The 17,938-nt window shown below is 70.0% G+C and carries 17 protein-coding genes; 6 read left to right on the forward strand and 11 right to left on the reverse strand.

What is annotated here, in order from left to right; all coding sequences use genetic code 11:
* Positions 1 to 2: 2 nt before the first annotated feature.
* Genes KVY00_RS06570 through KVY00_RS06590 form a run of 5 tightly spaced genes read right to left on the reverse strand, consistent with a single transcriptional unit; the run spans position 3 to position 5,254 of the window.
* Positions 3 to 842, reverse strand: coding sequence for an ABC transporter ATP-binding protein (locus KVY00_RS06570; RefSeq protein ID WP_223044882.1), 840 nt, complete (start codon positions 840 to 842; stop codon positions 3 to 5).
* The gene (locus KVY00_RS06575; protein WP_223044883.1) at positions 839 to 1,690 is read right to left on the reverse strand and encodes an ABC transporter ATP-binding protein; all 852 of its coding nucleotides are present in this window, start codon (positions 1,688 to 1,690) and stop codon (positions 839 to 841) included. Before KVY00_RS06575 ends, KVY00_RS06570 begins: the two co-directional genes overlap by 4 nt.
* Positions 1,690 to 2,625, reverse strand: coding sequence for an ABC transporter permease (locus KVY00_RS06580; protein WP_223044884.1), 936 nt, complete (start codon positions 2,623 to 2,625; stop codon positions 1,690 to 1,692). Before KVY00_RS06580 ends, KVY00_RS06575 begins: the two co-directional genes overlap by 1 nt.
* The gene (locus KVY00_RS06585; protein WP_223044885.1) at positions 2,622 to 3,569 is read right to left on the reverse strand and encodes an ABC transporter permease; all 948 of its coding nucleotides are present in this window, start codon (positions 3,567 to 3,569) and stop codon (positions 2,622 to 2,624) included. Before KVY00_RS06585 ends, KVY00_RS06580 begins: the two co-directional genes overlap by 4 nt.
* A 29-nt stretch (positions 3,570 to 3,598) precedes the next feature.
* Entirely contained in the window at positions 3,599 to 5,254 is a 1,656-nt protein-coding gene (locus tag KVY00_RS06590) for an ABC transporter substrate-binding protein (RefSeq protein WP_255572809.1), read from the reverse strand.
* 224 nt (positions 5,255 to 5,478) lie between these two features.
* Between KVY00_RS06590 and KVY00_RS06595 the strand changes: the two genes are divergently transcribed.
* Positions 5,479 to 6,471 carry a LacI family DNA-binding transcriptional regulator gene (locus KVY00_RS06595; protein WP_223044887.1) on the forward strand — a complete coding sequence of 331 codons (993 nt, stop codon included), beginning with the start codon at positions 5,479 to 5,481 and terminating at the stop codon, positions 6,469 to 6,471.
* Between the two features lie 347 nt (positions 6,472 to 6,818).
* Here the strand turns inward: KVY00_RS06595 and KVY00_RS06600 are convergent, their stop codons facing one another.
* The 4 genes from KVY00_RS06600 to KVY00_RS06615 all read right to left on the reverse strand — a co-directional run bounded on the left by KVY00_RS06600 (position 6,819) and on the right by KVY00_RS06615 (position 11,012).
* Positions 6,819 to 8,033: an NADP-dependent isocitrate dehydrogenase gene (locus tag KVY00_RS06600; RefSeq protein WP_223044888.1), complete on the reverse strand. Its 1,215-nt coding sequence runs from the start codon at positions 8,031 to 8,033 to the stop codon at positions 6,819 to 6,821.
* Between the two features lie 80 nt (positions 8,034 to 8,113).
* Positions 8,114 to 9,439: an N-acetylglucosamine-6-phosphate deacetylase gene (locus KVY00_RS06605; RefSeq protein ID WP_255572810.1), complete on the reverse strand. Its 1,326-nt coding sequence runs from the start codon at positions 9,437 to 9,439 to the stop codon at positions 8,114 to 8,116.
* Entirely contained in the window at positions 9,436 to 10,233 is a 798-nt protein-coding gene (gene nagB, locus KVY00_RS06610; protein ID WP_223044889.1) for a glucosamine-6-phosphate deaminase, read from the reverse strand. The genes KVY00_RS06605 and nagB overlap by 4 nt, the downstream gene beginning before the upstream one ends.
* A gap of 5 nt (positions 10,234 to 10,238) precedes the next feature.
* Positions 10,239 to 11,012, reverse strand: a complete 774-nt coding sequence (locus KVY00_RS06615; protein WP_223044890.1) for an SDR family NAD(P)-dependent oxidoreductase — start codon at positions 11,010 to 11,012, stop codon at positions 10,239 to 10,241.
* Between the two features lie 302 nt (positions 11,013 to 11,314).
* Here KVY00_RS06615 and KVY00_RS06620 point away from each other — a divergent pair, with 302 nt between their 5' ends.
* Genes KVY00_RS06620 through KVY00_RS06635 form a run of 4 tightly spaced genes read left to right on the forward strand, consistent with a single transcriptional unit; the run spans position 11,315 to position 14,906 of the window.
* Positions 11,315 to 12,016 carry a GntR family transcriptional regulator gene (locus tag KVY00_RS06620; protein WP_223044891.1) on the forward strand — a complete coding sequence of 234 codons (702 nt, stop codon included), beginning with the start codon at positions 11,315 to 11,317 and terminating at the stop codon, positions 12,014 to 12,016.
* A 22-nt stretch (positions 12,017 to 12,038) separates the two neighbouring features.
* The gene (locus KVY00_RS06625; RefSeq protein WP_223044892.1) at positions 12,039 to 13,220 is read left to right on the forward strand and encodes a pyridoxal phosphate-dependent aminotransferase; all 1,182 of its coding nucleotides are present in this window, start codon (positions 12,039 to 12,041) and stop codon (positions 13,218 to 13,220) included.
* Entirely contained in the window at positions 13,213 to 14,190 is a 978-nt protein-coding gene (locus KVY00_RS06630) for an N-acetylglucosamine kinase (RefSeq protein WP_223044893.1), read from the forward strand. Before KVY00_RS06625 ends, KVY00_RS06630 begins: the two co-directional genes overlap by 8 nt.
* An 11-nt stretch (positions 14,191 to 14,201) precedes the next feature.
* Positions 14,202 to 14,906, forward strand: a complete 705-nt coding sequence (locus KVY00_RS06635) for an N-acetylmannosamine-6-phosphate 2-epimerase (RefSeq protein ID WP_223044894.1) — start codon at positions 14,202 to 14,204, stop codon at positions 14,904 to 14,906.
* Between the two features lie 36 nt (positions 14,907 to 14,942).
* Here KVY00_RS06635 and KVY00_RS06640 read toward each other — a convergent pair whose 3' ends face one another.
* Both KVY00_RS06640 and KVY00_RS06645 read right to left on the reverse strand, forming a co-directional pair.
* Positions 14,943 to 16,031: a pyridoxal-phosphate dependent enzyme gene (locus KVY00_RS06640; protein WP_223044895.1), complete on the reverse strand. Its 1,089-nt coding sequence runs from the start codon at positions 16,029 to 16,031 to the stop codon at positions 14,943 to 14,945.
* The gene (locus KVY00_RS06645; protein ID WP_223044896.1) at positions 16,024 to 16,647 is read right to left on the reverse strand and encodes a bifunctional 4-hydroxy-2-oxoglutarate aldolase/2-dehydro-3-deoxy-phosphogluconate aldolase; all 624 of its coding nucleotides are present in this window, start codon (positions 16,645 to 16,647) and stop codon (positions 16,024 to 16,026) included. Before KVY00_RS06645 ends, KVY00_RS06640 begins: the two co-directional genes overlap by 8 nt.
* A 99-nt stretch (positions 16,648 to 16,746) precedes the next feature.
* Between KVY00_RS06645 and KVY00_RS06650 the strand changes: the two genes are divergently transcribed.
* Positions 16,747 to 17,928, forward strand: a complete 1,182-nt coding sequence (locus tag KVY00_RS06650) for a M20 family metallopeptidase (RefSeq protein ID WP_223044897.1) — start codon at positions 16,747 to 16,749, stop codon at positions 17,926 to 17,928.
* Positions 17,929 to 17,938 lie beyond the last annotated feature (10 nt).

Here is a 17,938-nt window from a genome sequence, read left to right on the forward strand (position 1 = left end):
GCTCAGCCGGTCTCCTCGACGAGCAGCGCCTCGCGCAGGCCGCGCTGCGGCCGCCAGCCCGGGCGCGGCGCCGAGGCGATGAGCAGCTGCGTGTAGGGCTGCTGCGGGCTGTCGAGCACGGCGTCGACCGTGCCGCGCTCGATGATGCTCCCCTTGCGCATCACCACCACGTCGTCGGCGATGTCGCGCACCACCGAGAGGTCGTGGGTGATGAACAGGTACGAGAGCCCGTGCTCGGCGCGCAGCTTCTTGAGCAGGTCGAGCACCTGCGCCTGCACCGAGACGTCGAGCGCCGAGACGGCCTCGTCGAGCACGATGATCTTCGGCTCGGCGGCGAGCGCGCGTGCGATCGCGACGCGCTGCTTCTGGCCGCCCGAGAGCGCGGCGGGCTTCGCGTCGGCGTGCCGCTCGGTCAAGCCGACCTCGGCGAAGAGCTCGAGCACGCGCGCTCGGCGGCCCGCCCGGTCGAGGTCGGGCCGGTGCGCCCGCAGCATTTCGTCGATGGTCGCCGACACGGGCAGCGAGCGGTTGAGGGAGCCCTGCGGATCCTGGAACACCATCTGCACGAGCTTCGCCCGCTCCCGCAGGGCGCTGCGCGCCGTGGTCGGCTTCACCTCGCGCCCGGCGATGCGCACGGTGCCCGAGTCGGCGGATTCGAGGCCGACGATCACGCGCGCGAGGGTCGATTTGCCCGATCCCGATTCCCCGACGACCGCCAGGCAGGTGCCCGGACGCAGTTCGCAGGAGACGTCGTCGAGCGCGTGCACGCTCGCCTTGCGGCTCAGGTGGAAAGTGCGGTCGAGGTGCTCGACCTCGATGATCGCGGTGGCGGTGTCGCTCATGCGCCCGTCTCCTCTCCGGTCGTCGCGGCACCCGAGGGATGCACACCCGACGGCTCGTGCCCGGCCGGGTAGAGCATGGGCCGGGCGGCCATAAGCGCGCGGGTGTATTCGGTCTTCGGGCGATCCCGGATCTCATCGGGCGTTCCGATCTCGAGGATCTCGCCATCCTTCATCACGGCCAGCCGGTCGCACACGGCGGCGGCCAGGTCGAGGTCGTGGGTGACGAAGATCATCGAAAGGCCGTGCTCGCGGCGCATCTCGTCGAGGATCGCGACGACCTCGGCCTGGGTGGTGACGTCGAGCGCGGTCGTCGGCTCGTCCGCGAGCAGCAGCTTCGGCGTGCCCGAGATCGCGCCGGCGATGACGACGCGCTGCAGCATGCCGCCCGAGAGCTGGTGCGGGTACGAGGCGAGCACGCGCCCGGTGTCGACGATGCCGACCTGGCGCAGCAGATCGGCGGCCTTGGCGCGGGCCTCGGCCTTGCCCATCGACCGCGCGTCGCTCATGCCCTCGACGAGGAACCGCTCGACCGGCAGCACCGGGTTCAGCGCGCCGTGCGGGTTCTGCGCGATGAGCGCCAGGTCGTTCGCGCGGATGCGCCGCAGCGCCTCGCCGCCCGACGCGAGCAGGTCGGTTCCGTCGAGCTCGATCCGCCCCTCCACTCGCGCACCCGAGGGCTCGATCCCGAGGATGCACTTCAGTGTCATCGACTTGCCCGAGCCCGATTCGCCGACGAGGCCGACGGCCTCGCCCTGGGCGAGCGCGAAGGAGTTGCCGTGCAGGATCTCGGTCTCGGCTCCCGTCTCGGGATCGACGACCGTGAGTACCAGGTTCTCGATGTTCAGCATCAGCGGATCCTCCCTGCTGCCCGGCGCCCGCCGAGCGTTTCGCCGACGTAGCCGAACGCGGCCACGGTGATCACGATGGCGAGGCCCGCGAAGATGCTCTGCTCCCAGTAGCCCTGCTGCAGCGACGCCTGCCCGTTCGAGACCATGAGGCCCCAGTCGGCGGTGGGCGGCTGCACCCCGAGCCCGAGGAACGAGAGCGCGGCGAGCTCGATCATCGCGTATCCGAAGTTGATGGTCATGCCGGTGAGGATCTGCGTGCGCACGTTCGGCAGGATGTGGCGCGCCGTGATGATGAACCCCGAGATGCCCTGCAGCTGCGCCGACGAGACGTAGGGCAGGTTGCGCTCGCGCAGTGCCACCGAGCGGATCACGCGGGCCGAGTATGGCGTGAAGCCGATGGCGAGCGCGATCGATGCGGTGAGCAGCGAGGGGCCGAAGATCGCGACCGCGAGGATCGCGAGCAGCATGTTGGGGAACGCGAAGAGGATGTCGAGGACGCGGCTGATGAACGCGTCGACCTTGCCGCCGAACCAGACGGCGGTCAGCGCGAGCACCGTGGCGAGCGTCGCCGTGATCACGATGACGAGCAGCGGCCCGGCGAGGCTCGTGCGCGCGCCCCAGATGATTCGCGAGAGGATGTCGCGGCCCGACTGGTCGGTGCCCATGAGGTGGGCGAGGCTCCAGGCCTCGTGGCGCGCGGTGATGCTGCCCTCGTAGGGATCGTAGGGCGCGAGCACCGGGGCGAGCGCGGCCATGAGCACCACGATCGCGATGATCGCGACGCAGACGATGCCGATCGGGCCGAGACGCTTCGCGAGGAGGCGCCACCCGGCGACCGGCACGTCGTCGCGGTGCTTGCGCAGCAGCTGCACCGCGACCGTGTCTTGCGCGGAGGTGTTGGCGGACGGTTTGCGGGTCGACTTCTGCTGAGTCATCGTGCCACTCCCTTGCTCAGCCGGACTCGGGGATCGATCACCGCGTAGAGCAGGTCGACGATGAGGTTGATGAGGCCGAAGGCCAGCACCATGATGAGCGCGATCGCCTGCACGACCGCGAAGTCCTTCTTCTGCACCGAGTTCACGAGCAGCGAGCCGATGCCGTCGAGCGTGAACGCGTACTCGATGACGAAGGCGCTCGCGAGCAGGCCGGCGATCTGGGTGCCGAGCACCGTCGAGACGGGCAGCATGGAATTGCGGATCGTGTGGCGCCAGAGCACGAACTGCTTCGGCACGCCCCGCGCGATCGCCATGACCACGTGCTCGGATCCCTGCTCCTCGCGCACCGCGGTGCGGGTGATGCGGGCCACAACCGAGATGCCGGGGAACGCGAGCGCGAGGGCGGGGAGGGTCAGGTGCCACAGTCTGTCGGCGAACCCCTCGCCGGATCCGGAGACCGGGAACCAGCCGAGCGTCGATCCGAAGAGTGCCATCAGCAGCAGCGCCGCGAAGAACGTGGGCACCGCGAACCCGAGGTTCGAGCCGAAGACCACGAGCTTCTCGAAGACGCCCGAGCGGGTGGCGGCGAGCACACCGAGCCCGACGCCGAAGACGATGATGAGGATCGCGGCGAAGGCGGCGAGGTACAGCGTGGTGGGCAGGCGCGACATCACCAGGGTGGACACGTCCTGCTGGGTGAGCAGGGAGCGGCCGAGGTCGCCCTGCACCATGTCGACGAGCCAGTGCCAGTACCGCAGCAGGAAGGGGTCGTCCAGACCGTACTGGGCGCGGATCGCGGCGAGCACCTCGGGGCTCACCGTGCGGCCCTGCACCAGGAACTGCTCGGGACTGCCCGGAGCGAGGTACATGCCGGCGAACACGATGAAGCTGGACACGACGAGCACCGCGACGAGCGCTCCGATCCGTTTCAATACGTAGGTCATGAACGATCCCTTCCTGCGCGGCTCACCGCTTATTCGGCGGAGCCGAGGTCGGCGGCCCAGGGGTAGTAGAGGTACACGAACGAGGCCGGGGCACCGGTGATGGCGTCGTCCATGTACATGCGCACCGCGAGGTCGGTGACGGGCACCCACGGCTGCTGATCCATGATCAGCGCCTCGGCCTCGACGGTCAGCTCGGCGCGCTTCTCGGGATCGCTCTCGGCGAGCGCCGCGTCAAGCGCCTGGTCGACGGCCGGGTCAGAGAAGCCCGAGTAGTTCTGATCGCTGCCGGTCTTGGCCACGCTGATGAGGTGCAGCAGCGGATCGGGAGCGCTCATGTAGTTGGTCGTGACGAAGCCGTCGTAGCCCTCGCGGGCGGCGGGATCCGAGAAGAACACGCCGAACTGCGCGCTCGGCACACCCACGGGCTCGAGCGTGATACCGAGCTCCTTCGCACCGTTCGCCATCTCGTTGAGGATGTCGGCGTAGAAGCTGCGCTCGCTCGGGTAGGCGATCTTGATGGGCTGCGAGAGATCCGCGTCGCTCTTCTCGAGCTCGGCCTTCGCCGCTTCGATGTCGAAGCTCAGGTCGGGCAGCTCGGCGTCGCGGAGCTCGGCCGCGCCCTCGATGGCGTCCCAGGGCGCCTGCGGCACCACGGAGCGCGACGGCGTGCCGGTGCCTTCGAAGACGGTGTCGGCGATGGCCTGGCGGTCGGTGGCCCGGGTGATGGCGCGGCGCACATCGGGATCGCCGAAGATGCCGTTGCCCGTCGAGATGATGGCCATGATCTGCATGCCCTCGCCGAAGTACAGGTTGCCCGAGTCGCTGTTCGCGAGCTCGCTCAGCGCGGGGAGCGGCACGTCGTAGGATCCCTGGATCTCGCCCGCCGCGAGCGCCGTGGAGATCGCGGTGGGGTCGACCACGAAGCCGATCTCGACCTGCTTCGCCTTGGCCTGCTTGTCGGCGTTCCAGTAGCCGTCGTAGCGGTCGAGGGTGATCGACTGCCCCTGCTTCCAGTCGCCGGGGGTGTACTGGAACGGGCCGGTGCACATCACACCGGTGTCGGGGTTGCCGTAGTTCTCGCCGGCGGCCTTGCGCTGCTTCTCCTGCACGACCACGCCGAGCACGGTCGAGAGCGACGAGGGCAGCAGCTGGTCGGGGGTGTTCAGGGTGACGGTGATCTGGGAGTCGCCGCTCTTGACGACGTCTGCGATGTTCGCGGTGACGCCGCCGGTCCAGTAGCTGCCCTCGGCCGGATCGTTGTGGCGCTTGAGGGAGTAGACGACGTCTTCGACGGTCATCGGCGTGCCGTCCCAGAAGGTCACGTCGTCGCGCAGGTCGATGGTCCAGGTGAGGCCGTCCTCGGTCTCGGCGCCCGTCGCGAGGTTGGGCTCGATCGAGAAGTCGGGCTGCATCTGGAACAGCGGCTCGCACAGGTTGGTGACCACGGTGTTCTCGGAGTAGTTGAACGCCTTGGCGGGATCGAGGCTCGCGAGCTCGCCGTAGGTCGAGTTCCAGGTGACCTTGTCGGCCTCGCCCGCAGCGGCTGGGGTCGTCTGCAGCAGCTCGAGGTCGGCGCTGCCGCCCTCCTGCGCGTCTCCACCGCGGCTTCCCGAAGCGCACCCGGCGAGCGCCAGACCCGTGATGGCAAACAGGGCGATCGCTGCCCGTGTCTTTGCGAGTTTCACGTTGTTCTCCATTCGAAGTTTCGTCGTTGAATCCTCTCGGTCCGGCACTGCGCTGGACGAAGACCCACGAGGATGCTAGCACCCAAAACGGTTTGTGAAAAACGTTTTGGGTGTCTCGTTTCGATAACTTCACGGGCCCGAAACACGGCCCGCGCGGCTCGGCCCAGCCCGGGAAGTATTAGTCTGACCAGGTGGAGTCAAGCGGCAGACCGACCATCAAAGACGTGGCGAAAGCCGCCGGCGTCTCCCCCACCACCGTCTCCCACGCCCTGAACGGCAAAGGCATCGTGCGGCGGGAGACGGTCGAGCGGGTCGAGCGCATCGCGCGCGAGATCGGCTACCGCCCCAGCGCGATCGCCCGCGGGCTCCAGAAATCGCGCCTCGGTCTGCTCGCCCTCGTGATCCGCCCCTTCCACAGCCTCGACACGTTCCTGCCCGAGGGCGTCGACTACTTCCTCCGCATCGCGGGCGCCGCATCGCTCAGCGCGATGGAGCGGGGCTACAGCATGATGCTCATCGACGATCCGACCAGGCCGGGAGTGCCGTTCAGCGCGCTGGCGGCCGACGCCTACATCGTCACCGAACCCTTCGAGAACGACCCCGTGCTGACGCTGCTCTCGGAGCAGCGGATACCGTTCGTCACGGTCGGCGCCGATCCCGCGCGGCGCGGCCTCTTCCCCGAGATCGACGAGGGGGCCGACATGCAGGCCCAGCTCATGATCTCCCACCTCGCCGAAGTCGGAGCGCACCGCATCGCACTCGTCACCGGCACCGACCGCAACGACTGGAACCTCGGATCGCAGCAGACGCTCACCCGCTGGAGCGAGGCACGCGGTCAGCGCCCGCTGATCCTCTCCCTCCCCGAGGCCGCGGGCGAGAGCGTCGGCGACACCGTCATCGACCATTTCTTCGGCGCAGACCCGTCGGAGCACCCCGACGCGATCTTCTGCCTCACAGGCAGGCACGCGGCCGGCGTCACGGAGGCGGCGATCCGGCGCGGCATCCGCGTGCCCGAGGATCTGCTCGTCGCCGGCGGATCCGGAGCCATGCAGAACCGCACCTCCTCCCCCACCGTCACCACGCTCGACCTGCGCCCCGAGGAGACCGCGAAACTCGCCGTCGCCGTAGCAGCCGACCTCGCCGAGGGGCGGCCGATCCAGGGCCCGCTCGCCGTGCCGGGCGCGCGCCTCGAGGTGCGCGAGTCGACGACCCGCTGATCCGGGACGCCCCGCGACCGCGCCCCGCGATCCTCCTCGCCCGCCTGCCCGTCCCGCCTGGCGCACGCCCCGCCTGCCACGCACCCCGCCACCCACCATGCCTGCCACCGAAACACACCGATCTGCCTAAAAGCACACCGATTTCGCTGATTCGGTGTGCTTTTAGGCAAATCGGTGCTGTTGGGAGCGAGGGTTCGAGGAGCATGGAGCAAGAGCGCAAGCGCACAAGAACACAAGAGCGCAAGAGCGCGAGCGGCCGGCCCCACGCAAAAAAGGGGCCGGCGCCGAAGCGCCGACCCCCTTCTGCGAGTCGCGTCCCCTTCGACAAGCTCAGGGGACGGAAGAAGCTAGGCCAACCGAGCCTGCAGGTTCTCGTCGATCGCGGCGAGGAACTCCTCGGTGGTGAGGTAGCCCTGATCCGGGCCGACCAGCAGCGCGAGATCCTTGGTCATCTTGCCCGACTCGACGGTCTTGATGACGACGTCCTCGAGGGTGTGGGCGAAGTCGATCAGCTCCTGGTTCTCGTCGAGCTTGCCGCGGTGCGCGAGGCCGCGCGTCCAGGCGAAGATCGAGGCGATCGGGTTGGTCGAGGTGGGCTTGCCCTGCTGGTGCTGACGGTAGTGACGGGTCACGGTGCCGTGGGCGGCCTCGGCCTCGACGACCTTGCCGTCCGGGGTGGCGAGCACGGAGGTCATGAGCCCGAGCGAGCCGAAGCCCTGCGCCACGGTGTCCGACTGCACGTCGCCGTCGTAGTTCTTGCAGGCCCAGACGTAGCCGCCCTCCCACTTCATGGCCGAGGCGACCATGTCGTCGATGAGGCGGTGCTCATAGGTGAGGCCGGCAGCCTCGAACTGCTCCTTGAACTCGGTGTCGTAGATCTCCTGGAAGATGTCCTTGAAACGGCCATCGTAGGCCTTCAGGATGGTGTTCTTCGTGGAGAGGTACACCGGGTAGTTGCGCGAGAGGCCGTAGTTGAGCGAGGCGCGCGCGAAGTCGCGGATTGAGGCGTCGAGGTTGTACTGCACCTGGGCGACGCCGTCGCCGGGAGCCTGGAAGACCTCGAACTTCTGGGGCTCGCCGCCGTCCTTCGGGGTGAACTCGACGGTGAGGGTGCCCTCGCCCTGGAAGCGGAAGTCGGTCGCGCGGTACTGGTCGCCGAACGCGTGACGGCCGATGATGATCGGCTTGTTCCAGCCGGGCACGAGGCGGGGGATGTTGGAGATGATGATGGGCTCGCGGAAGATGACGCCGCCGAGGATGTTGCGGATCGTGCCGTTGGGGCTGCGCCACATCTTCTTGAGGCCGAACTCCTCGACGCGCGCCTCGTCGGGGGTGATGGTGGCGCACTTGACGCCGACGCCGTGCTTCTGGATCGCGTGGGCCGCGTCGATCGTGACCTGATCGTCGGTCGCGTCACGGTGCTCCATGCCGAGGTCGTAGTATTCGAGCGTGACGTCGAGATAGGGGTGGATCAGGCGGTCCTTGATGAACTGCCAGATGATGCGCGTCATCTCGTCGCCGTCGAGTTCGACGACCGTACCTTCAACCTTGATCTTCGCCAACGCGTCTCCAAGTCTCGTGGTGTGAATTAAGCCGGGTCAAGTCTACCCGACACGCGGCGGTATCTCGACGTCGAGATATATCAGGTCCTTTCGGCGGCGCGGATCACCTCGACGACGCGCAGATCCGGATCGAGCACCACCGCGTCCATCCGCTTGCCGACGGCCAGATCTCCGACGTCGCTCCACCTCAGCGCGCGCGCCGGATTCACCGCCGTCAAGCGCACAGCGGCGAGGAGCGCGGCCTCGGTCGCGGACGGTGCTCGGGCGGCGGTCGAGCGCGGCTCGTCCGCGGCATCGGGGGATTCGGGATCGGCACTCGCCGCCGCACCTGCGACCCAGTGGCGGAAGAGTCCATCCATCGTCGCAGTGCTGCCCGCGATGGTCTCCGTTCCCGCCAGCCGCGCGACGCCCCGAGCGACCTCGACGTCGAGCGCACCCAGGCGGTAGGCGCCGTCGCCGCACGCCGCCGCCCCCATCGCGTCGGTGACGAGCAGTGCGCGATCCTCCCCCGCCCGCGCGGCCGCCCACCGCGCGAGCCGGGGGTGGAGGTGCGTGCCGTCGGCGATGAGCTCGATCGAGACCCGCGGATCCTCGAGCAGCGCGAGCACCGGCCCCGGCTCCCGGTGGTGCAGCGGCCGCATCGCGTTGAAGAGGTGCGTCGCGACCGTGGCGCCCGCCTCGATCGCCCGCACGACGCAGTCGTAGTCGGCGTCGGTGTGCCCGACCGCGACCACGACCCCGGCCCGCGCGAACCGCTCGATCGCGCCGATCGCGCCGGGCAGCTCGGGCGCGATCGTCACCGCGGCGATCGCGTTCGCGGGCGCCGATCCCGATCCGGCACCGTTCGCACCGGGCCCAGGCAGCGCGCCGGCCGCGAGCAGTGCGTCGATCTCGTCGGGGTCGGGGTTCCGCAGCAGCCCGGGATCGTGCGCGCCCGCGCGCGCAGGGCTCAGCCAGGGCCCTTCCAGGTGGATGCCTCGCAGCTCGCCCGTCTCGACGAGTCCGGCGAGCAGCCGCACGCTCTCGAGCAGGCGTTCCGAAGTATCGGTCACGAGGCTCGCGACACTCGTGGTGGTGCCGTGGGCGAGGTGAGCGTCCCGGGCGCGCAGCGCGAGCGCGGCGGATCCCTCGGCGTACCCCGCTCCCCCGCCCCCGTGCACGTGGACGTCGACGAAGCCGGGCACGAGCGTCACGTCGCCGAGGTCGCGGGTCGGGGGCGATACGGGGGCACCGCTCCCGACGCCGGTGATTCTGCCCTCCTCGAACGACACCCACCCGGGCGCGTGCACGGCCGAGGACGTGACCACCCGCGCGGCGGAGAGGATCCCGGTGCGGGTCCCCGTAACCGGCGCGGGATCCGACCTCGTATCCGCCCCGGCGCGCGAACCGCGATCCGCCGCGCTCACGCCGCACCCCCGGGCAGCCGCTCCTGCACGTACTCGTAGTAGTCGGAGAGCCGCAGCTCCGAGGCCGCGGCCCGGTCGATCACCACGGTCGCGTCGCGGTGCAGCTGCAGCGCACTCGCGGGGCACACGCTCGCGAGCGGCCCCTCGACCATCCGTGCCACGGCGGCGGCCTTGGCCTCGCCCTGCGCCACGAGCAGCAGCTGTCTGGCTTCCAGGATCGTGCCGAGCCCCTGCGTCACACAGTGCACCGGCACCTGCTCGGGCGAGTCGAAGAACCGCGCATTGTCGGCACGCGTCTGCGGCGCGAGGGTCTTGATGCGGGTGCGCGAGGCGAACGACGAGGTCGGCTCGTTGAAGCCGATGTGCCCGTTGGCCCCGATCCCGAGCAGCTGCAGGTCGATCCCGCCGGCTTCCCGGATGCGCCGCTCGTACTCCGCGCAGGCCGCGTCGAGGTCGTCGGCGGTGCCGTCGGGCACGTGCACGCGCGCCGGATCGAGGCCGAGCGGCTCGGTGACCGTGCGACGGATGACCGAGTGATAGCTCTCGGGGTGAGAGGGGTCGAGCCCGACGTACTCGTCGAGCGCGAACGCGGTGACGCCCGAGGTGTCGAGCTCGCCCTCGCGCACCCTGGCGGCGAGCGCGGCGTAGGCGCCGAGCGGCGATGAGCCGGTGGCGACGCCGATCACGGCGCCGGAGCGGTACGGATCCGCGGATCGCGAGCGGATCGCACGCGCGATCCGCTCGGCCGCGTACTCGGCGACGGCCTCGGCGTCGGGGACGACAACGATCTCCATCGGCGCTAGCGACCGTCGAAGTCGAAGTCCGTGCGGTAACGGTCGCTCGGCATGATGCCTGCGGCCTTGGCGCCGTCGATCGGCAGCGCGACGCCGTTGATGAACCTCGCCTGCTCGGACGCGAGGAACCGCACCGTCGCCGCGACCTCCCGCGGGTGGGCGATGCGGGGGTCGGGGCAGCTCGCGAGCACGCGGCGCTGAGCCTCTCCCCGCTCGACGCCGACGAAGTTCGCCCATACCATAGGGGTGTCGATCGGACCGGGGCAGATGGCGTTCACGCGGATCCCGTCGACGGCGTGAGCGAGCGCGAGTGACTTGGTGAGGCCGACCACCCCGTGCTTGCTGGCACTGTACACCGGATCCGCGGCGCGCCCGACGACGCCGCCGTTCGACGCATTGTTGATGATGACGCCCCCGGCGGAGTTCGCCATAAGGTGCGGGATCGCGCTCCGTGCGACGTAGATGGTCGAGCGGAGATTGACCTGGAGGAGCTGATCGATCCGCTCGTCGTCGTGCTCCGCGAGCGCTCCATTGAATCCGATGCCGGCGTTGTTGAACACGATGTCAAGTCGTCCGAACGCGTCCACCGCCGCCCGCACCACCCGATCGGCCTCGTCGCTGCGACGGAGATCCGCCTGCTCGAAGCGGACCGACGCCCCGAATTCCCCGAACAGCTCGGTGCCCCTCGCATCGGAGACATCGGTGGCGAGCACGCTCGCGCCGGCCGCGGCGAGCTCCCGTACGGTTTCGGCGCCGATGCCGCCTGCGCTGCCTGTCACGAGAGCGACTCGCCCTCGGAGATCTTGAGACGTCATGCTCTCGCCCTCCATACCGTCCCCGTGCGGTCTATACCAGACGCACGGACGACTGTCACTCTACAAGCTATTTCCGGCGATGGCAATCACACCCACTCGCGCTCCCGGCCGTTGCGGTCTGGACCGCACGTCGCTATCCTGCTCAGAGACGCAGGTCGGGGCGCATCGGCCGAGCGGGCTCTCCGCGGGGTCGCCCGCCCGAGTGCTCGACGCGGCGGAGGCGTCGCAGCGGCAGCACACCAATCTCGATCGCTCAGGAGGTGACGATGACGCAGACCAAAGGCGAAGAGGTGCGGCAGCGCCTCGGCACCCTCATCGCCGCGGCCGAACCGGGGCACCGACTCCCCCCGGAGCGGGAACTCATGCGCACCTTCGGAGTCGCACGCGAGACGATCCGTCGCGCGCTGGATGACCTCGTCTTCGAGGGACAGCTCGTCAAGCGGGCGGGCGTGGGAACGTTCGTCGCGCGTCCGCGGCTGACCAAACAATTCAGAATGCGGTCGTTCACCGAGGAGATGCGCGCGCAGGGAATGAGCAGCTCCTCCCGTCTGATCTCAGCGACGACCCACGCCGCGGGTGCCCGGACGGGAGCCCAGCTGAGGATCTCCCCCGCGAGCCCGGTCATCTCGATCCAACGCGTCCGGCTGGCGAACGACGAGCCGATGGCGATCGAAACGCTGCGGCTCCCGCTGGACCTGGTGCCGGGTCTGGCGGTCCGCGAGCTCGAGTCCCGCTCGCTCTACGAGACCCTGCGGGAGGACTACGACATCGAGCTCTCGTCGGGGTCGCAACGGATTGAGGCGACCGTGACTGACGACGCCGAATCCGCGCTGCTCGGGCTGGCTCCCCAGAGCCCAGCCCTACTCGTCGACCGCGTCACCTGGACCGCGGAGGGCCGGAGGGTCGAGGCCGCCCGGTCCGTCTACCGCGGCGATCGGTACCGTTTCGAAGTCGACCTCACCGCATAAGGGAAGGACCGCACGCACCGCCATGGCCCACACCCAGTATCCCGTCTCCTGGCTCGCCGGCGAGTATCCGGCGTCCGCCATCCGCGCCGTGTTCGACCGGGTCGCGCAGTTCGAGGGCGTCACGAAGCTCACCGTCGGCGAGCCCGACTTCGATACCCCGCCCCACATCGTCGAGGCTGCCGTGCGCTCACTCCGTGACGGCGAGACCCGGTACAGCGCGAACGCCGGCATCCCCGCCTTCCGGAGGGCTATCGCCGAGCACCACGGCCGCCGCTGGGCGCGTCCGCTCGCGGAGGAGCAGGTGATGGTCGCGGCGGGCGGTATGGAGGCGCTACTGCTCGCGCTCGGCGTGGTGCTCGATCCCGGCGACGAGATCCTGATTCCCGACCCGGCGTATCCCAACTACCTCGGCCAGGTGCACATGCTCGGCGCGAGACCGGTCCGGATCCCGCTGAGCGCCACGGACGGCTTCCGGCTCACGGCGGATCGGATCGAACCGCTCATCGAAGCACGGACGAAGGCGCTCATCATCAACTCCCCCTCGAACCCGCTCGGCACCGTGATTCCCGCCGACGAGCTCCGGCGCATCGCCGAACTCGCGGATCGACGCGGTCTCATCATCATCTCCGACGAGGTCTACGACCGGGTGGTGTTCGACGGACGCGCGCACGTCTCCATCGCGCAGGTCGACCCCGCCTTCGAGCGCTTCCTCGTCGTCAACTCGCTCTCGAAGAGCCACGCGATGACCGGCTGGCGAGCGGGGTACGTGATCGGCTCCCCACGCCTCATCGCCCCCATGCCGCACATGCAGGAGGGCATCTCGTCGTGCTTGCCGGTGTTCGTCCAGCGCGCCGGTATCGCCGCTCTCGAGGGGCCAGAGGACGCGACGCGCGCAATGGTGAAGTCCTACCAGCGACGGCGCGACCTCCTGGTGAGGGGGATCACCGGCATTCGAGGCCTCGACTGCGCAGTGCCGGACGGAGCCTTCTACCTGTTCGTCGACGTGCGCGGCACGGGCCTCTCGAGCGAGGCGTTCGCCGAACGTCTGCTGCAGGAGCAGCGCGTGGCCGTGATCCCGGGCACCGCCTTTGGAGAGCGCGGCGAAGGCTTCGTCAGGATCTCCTACGCCGCGAACGAGGCAACGCTGACGGCGGCGCTCGCCGGGATTCGCGCATTCGTAGACGACGGTGCGGCGCATGCCTAGGGGGTTCGCGGGACCTTCGGAACCGCCCGCAGGCGCCCCCGGCGCCGAATCGCTCGTCGTCGACGTGGGCCAGTCAGGGATGCGCTTCCGACGCCTCCACGGCGCCACCGTCGAGGAATGGGACGGACCGCCGCTGCGCGCGTCCGATCCGCGCATTCGGCAGGTCGTGTCGGCGGTTGTCGGCGCGCTTCGCCGGATGCGGACCGCCCCGTCGCGCCTAGCGATCGGCTCGAGCGGGCTCGACGACCCCGCGCCGGCCGCGCGCGCCCTCGCCGAGGCCCTCGACCCGGCGCCCGCTCGGATCGTCGTCGCGCACGACTCGGTGTCGGCACACGTCGGCGCGCTGTCGGGGGGCTCGGGGGTCGTCCTCGCCGTCGGCACGGGGACCGTCTGCCTCGCCTCGGGTCCGCGGGGCGTGGCACGGGTCGACGGGTGGGGCGCGCTCCTCGGAGACGGAGGCAGCGGGTACTGGCTCGGCAGGCTCGCCCTATCGACCGCCCTGAAGGATCTCGACGGACGTCGCACGGCGCCGCTCCTGCGCGCCGCCGCGGAGGAACGCTTCGGAGAGCTGAAGGCTTTCGCCGCCACGCTGCCCGCCCGGGCCGACCGCGTCTCGTTGGTCGCGGCCTTCGCGAGCGAGGTCGTCGCCCTCGCGCGCCGCGGAGACGACGCCGCGGCCGGGATCCTGCGAGAGGGGGCCGTCGAACTCGCGGAGTCCGCGGTCGCGGGGCTCTCTCGGGCCGGCTGGCCCGCCGGGTCGGGACCGTCCGTGTCGTACACGGGCTCGCTCCTCGTGGTCTCCGAGGACTACCGGCGCATGCTCGTCGCGGAGCTCGCCGAACGGTGGCCGACGGCTCAGTTCCGCGCGCCCGACGGCACGCCGCTCGACGGAGCCGAGCGCCTACTCGACCTCGACCCGGCGCATCCTCTGCACTCGAGCCTCGCCATCGTCGGAGCACCGACCACGTGAAAGGACCGCACATGGACCCCTCGATCACCGCCCTGCTCGGCAGGCTCGTGGTTTCCTGCCAGGCTCACGACGGGAACCCGCTACGCGGGCCAGACTCGATGGCGCGCATGGCGCAGGCCGCGATCATAGGCGGCGCCGGGGGCATCCGTGCCGAGGGCGTTGCCGACGTGCGAGCCATCCGCGCCGCCGTCGATGCGCCGATCATCGGACTGATCAAGACCGAGCAGCGCGACCGCGACAGCGTGTTCATCACCCCGGGCTGGGATGAGGCCTCGGCCGTCCGTGCCGCGGGGGCGGATGTCATCGCACTCGACGGGACGCCACGGCCCAGGCCCGACGGCGTCCCTCTCGGCAGTCTCATCCGCCGCATCCACGACGAGCTCGGCTGCCCCGTCATGGCCGACATCGACTCGCACGCCTCGGCCGAGTACGCGATCGAGCAGGGCTGCGACCTCGTGGGGACCACGCTCGCCGGATATACGGCGGCCCGTCCCGCGACGGAGGGACCCGACCTCGAGCTCGTGGCGGAGATCGCGACATTCGCGAGCGTCCCCGTCGTCGCGGAGGGCCGCTTCTGGACCCGGGAGGACGCGATCGCCGCCATCGAGGCCGGTGCCTCCGCGGTGGTCGTCGGCACCGCCATCACCAACCCCATGCTGACGACGGCACGCTTCGCACGGGCGGTGGCGGAGCGCAGCGGGGCCGTCGCCGGATAGCCGGACAAGAACGGCCGACACGAGGGCCCGAGCGGTTCAGCCCTCGACCGGCGGGCTCTTCACCCCGTGGCCCGTGAGCATCAGGACGACGGTCGCGCCCTCCTCGAACCGCAGCTGCTCCACGGCCGCGAGCGCAATGGCCGATGATGGCTCCACCCAGATCCCGCCCCGCCTCAGCGCGCGCACCGAGGCGATCGTCTCGGCCTCGTCGATCGCCACGACCTGTCCGCCCGTGCGCCGCACGGCGTCCAACGTGATCAGCCCCTGATCCTCGTAGCCGCGCAGCGGGTCAGCGATCGCCGTCGCCACGGTCGGCGTCTGCCGCACGGGCTCATGCAGCATGCGGCGCCACACCTCCCGCTCATCCCGCGTCGACGCGGAGGCCGCGCCGCTCGAGACCGTCGCAGCTGAGGCCGACGAGGCCGCGGCCGCACCGATCGCCCAGGCCCGGGCGATCGGTGCGCAGCCCGCGGCCTGCACGCCGACGAGGGCCGGCACGCGATCCGCGTCCCCGCACTCCACCAGCGCTGCGAAGCCACGCTCGATGCCGCTGAGGAGCGGGCCGGCTCCGATGGGAACGATGACGGCACCGGGTGCGCACCCGCACTGCTCGAGCAGCTCGGCGGCTACCGTGCGGTACCCCTCGATAATGTACTCGTTCTGGTAGGTCGTGGAGACGTTCATGTACCCCTCGTCCGCGAGCGCCGCGGCCTCGGCGTACGCGTCGCTGTAGTCGCCGGAGATCTCGGAGACCTCGGCACCGTAGGCGCGGCACGCGTCGAGCTTCGCCATCGCATTCGAGGAGCTGGCCACGATCACGCGGCAGCTAAGACCGGCCGCCGCCGCGTACGCCGACGCCGACACCGCAGCGTTCCCCGTCGAAGCGACTACGAGGCCCCGCTTGCCCTGATCCACCGCGACCGACGCGGCGAGCGCCATGCCCCGGTCCTTGAAGGAGAGCGTGGGGTTCTGACTCTCGAGCTTGCCGAGCAACGAGATACTTCTGTCGCCCGAGTCGATCGGCACGAGCGGAGTCGATCCCTCGCCGAGCGTGATGCGGGTGCGCGTGCCGGGCAGTATCGACGCGTGCCGCCAGATCCCCACGTCCCGCGCGCCGTCAGGCATCGGAACGCCCCGCCGCGCGGAGCGCTGCCCGCGCATGCTCGCGGATGCCGCTCCAGTCCTCAGCGGCGATCTCGTGCGGTCTCGCGAGCGATCCCAGCCCGACGGCCACGGCTCCGGCGTCCAGCCACTCGGCGGCGTTCGCGTCACTGATCCCGCCGCTCGGCACGAACTCGAGTTCAGGGAACGGCCCCCGGACCGCCGAGATGTACCCCGCACCGACCTGTCCCGCGTGGAACAGCTTGAGGAGGTCGAACCCAGCGGTCCTCGCCTGCATGACCTCGCTCGGGGTCTGCACTCCGGGAAGCGCAGGCATTCCGGACTCGCGCATGGCCTCGAGCAGCGGCTGCGAGATTCCGGGCGAGACGAGGAAGGCAGCCCCGGCCGACACCGCTTGATCGACGTGCTCGGGGGCGGTGATGGTGCCGATCCCGACGGAAGCCGGCGCGTCGGAGAGATCGCGAACGATCTCGAACGCGCCGGGGACCGTGAGCGTGAGCTCGATGATTCCAATGCCGGAGTCGATGAGCGTCTCGGCCGCGCGCCGGACCTTCGCGGGGTCATCGCCGCGCAGCACTGCGACCAGGCGCTCATCGCGGAGCAGGTTCAGGAATGCCAAAGGACGACCTCGATTCAAGACTGGCTGACTCTCGAAGATTTTGGAATGCTATTCTGAAAACTTCAGAACCACTCTAACCCGTCTGCGATCGGAGCGACAATGGATGTCATCGAACTCACCCGGCAGCTGGTCTCGATCGATTCCCAGAACCCGGGGGCCGGGGAGCGGGAGATCGCCGGTTTCGTCGACGCCTGGTGCCGCGAGCGCGGTATGCCCTCCCGGATCGTGGAGTTCCAGAGCGGGCGGTCCAACGTGGTGGTCACACTCGACCTCGGCGAGGGTGGGCACCTCGGCCTCACCGGACACCTCGACACCAAGCCGATCGGCGATGCGCTCTCCGCGTGGAGCACTCCGCCGCTCGAGCTCACGGTCGATGGGGATACCGCGTACGGTCTCGGCGCCACCGATATGAAGGGCGCCGTCGCCGCCATGCTCGTCGTGGCTGAGCGCATCGCGGCCGCGCCCTCCCGCGGCCTCGGCAAGCTCTCCCTCGTGCTCACCGCCGACGAGGAGCAAGGCTCTGACGCCGGCGCCCAGTCACTCATCGCCTCCCCCGAACTGCCGGACGTCGACGCGCTCGTCATCGGCGAGCCGAGCGGCATCGACGACCCATGGGAGGCGATGTTCCTCGTGTCGCGCGGGATCTGCTGCTTCGAGGTGGAGATCACGACGACGCAGGGGCACAGTGGCCTGTCTCCGCGCCTCGGGCGCAATGCCTCACTCGTCGCCGCCGACGTGCTGCGCGCCTTCGAGTCCTTCGCTCCCCCGGTCGACCGCCCGGGCAAGGTGCCCGCGACCCCCACCGTCAACCCCGGAATGATGGTCTCGGGCGGTGTCTGCTTCGGCGTCTGGCCAGGACGCTGCACCGTCGGCATCGAGATCCGCACCGTGCCCGGCATGGACCGAGACCGCGTGCGCGCCGCGATCGAACAGTTGGTGCATCGAACCGTCGGAGACGAGGCCACGGCCACGATCACCTACGAGCCCGGGTCCATGGGCTGGATGCCGGCGACCGAGATCGATCCCGATCACCCCGTGGTCCGGATCGCCAGCGCCGCGGCCGAATCGGTGCTGGGTCGCGCCCTCCCCTTCGCCCCCTACCCCGGCGGCACGGACGCAGCCTACTTCATGGGCGAGGCCGGGGTGCCGACGATCGTGAGCCTCGGCCCGGGCTGGCTCAGCGTCGCGCACGGCGCGAACGAAAAGGTGGGCGTTTCGCAGCTCCACCAGGCCGTCAACCTCTACGAGCACCTGGCTCGTAACTATCCCGCCGAGGGGTAGGTTACCGTTC

The sequence above is a fragment of the Leucobacter tenebrionis genome, assembly GCF_019884725.1.
GTDB classification, from domain to species: domain Bacteria; phylum Actinomycetota; class Actinomycetes; order Actinomycetales; family Microbacteriaceae; genus Leucobacter; species Leucobacter tenebrionis.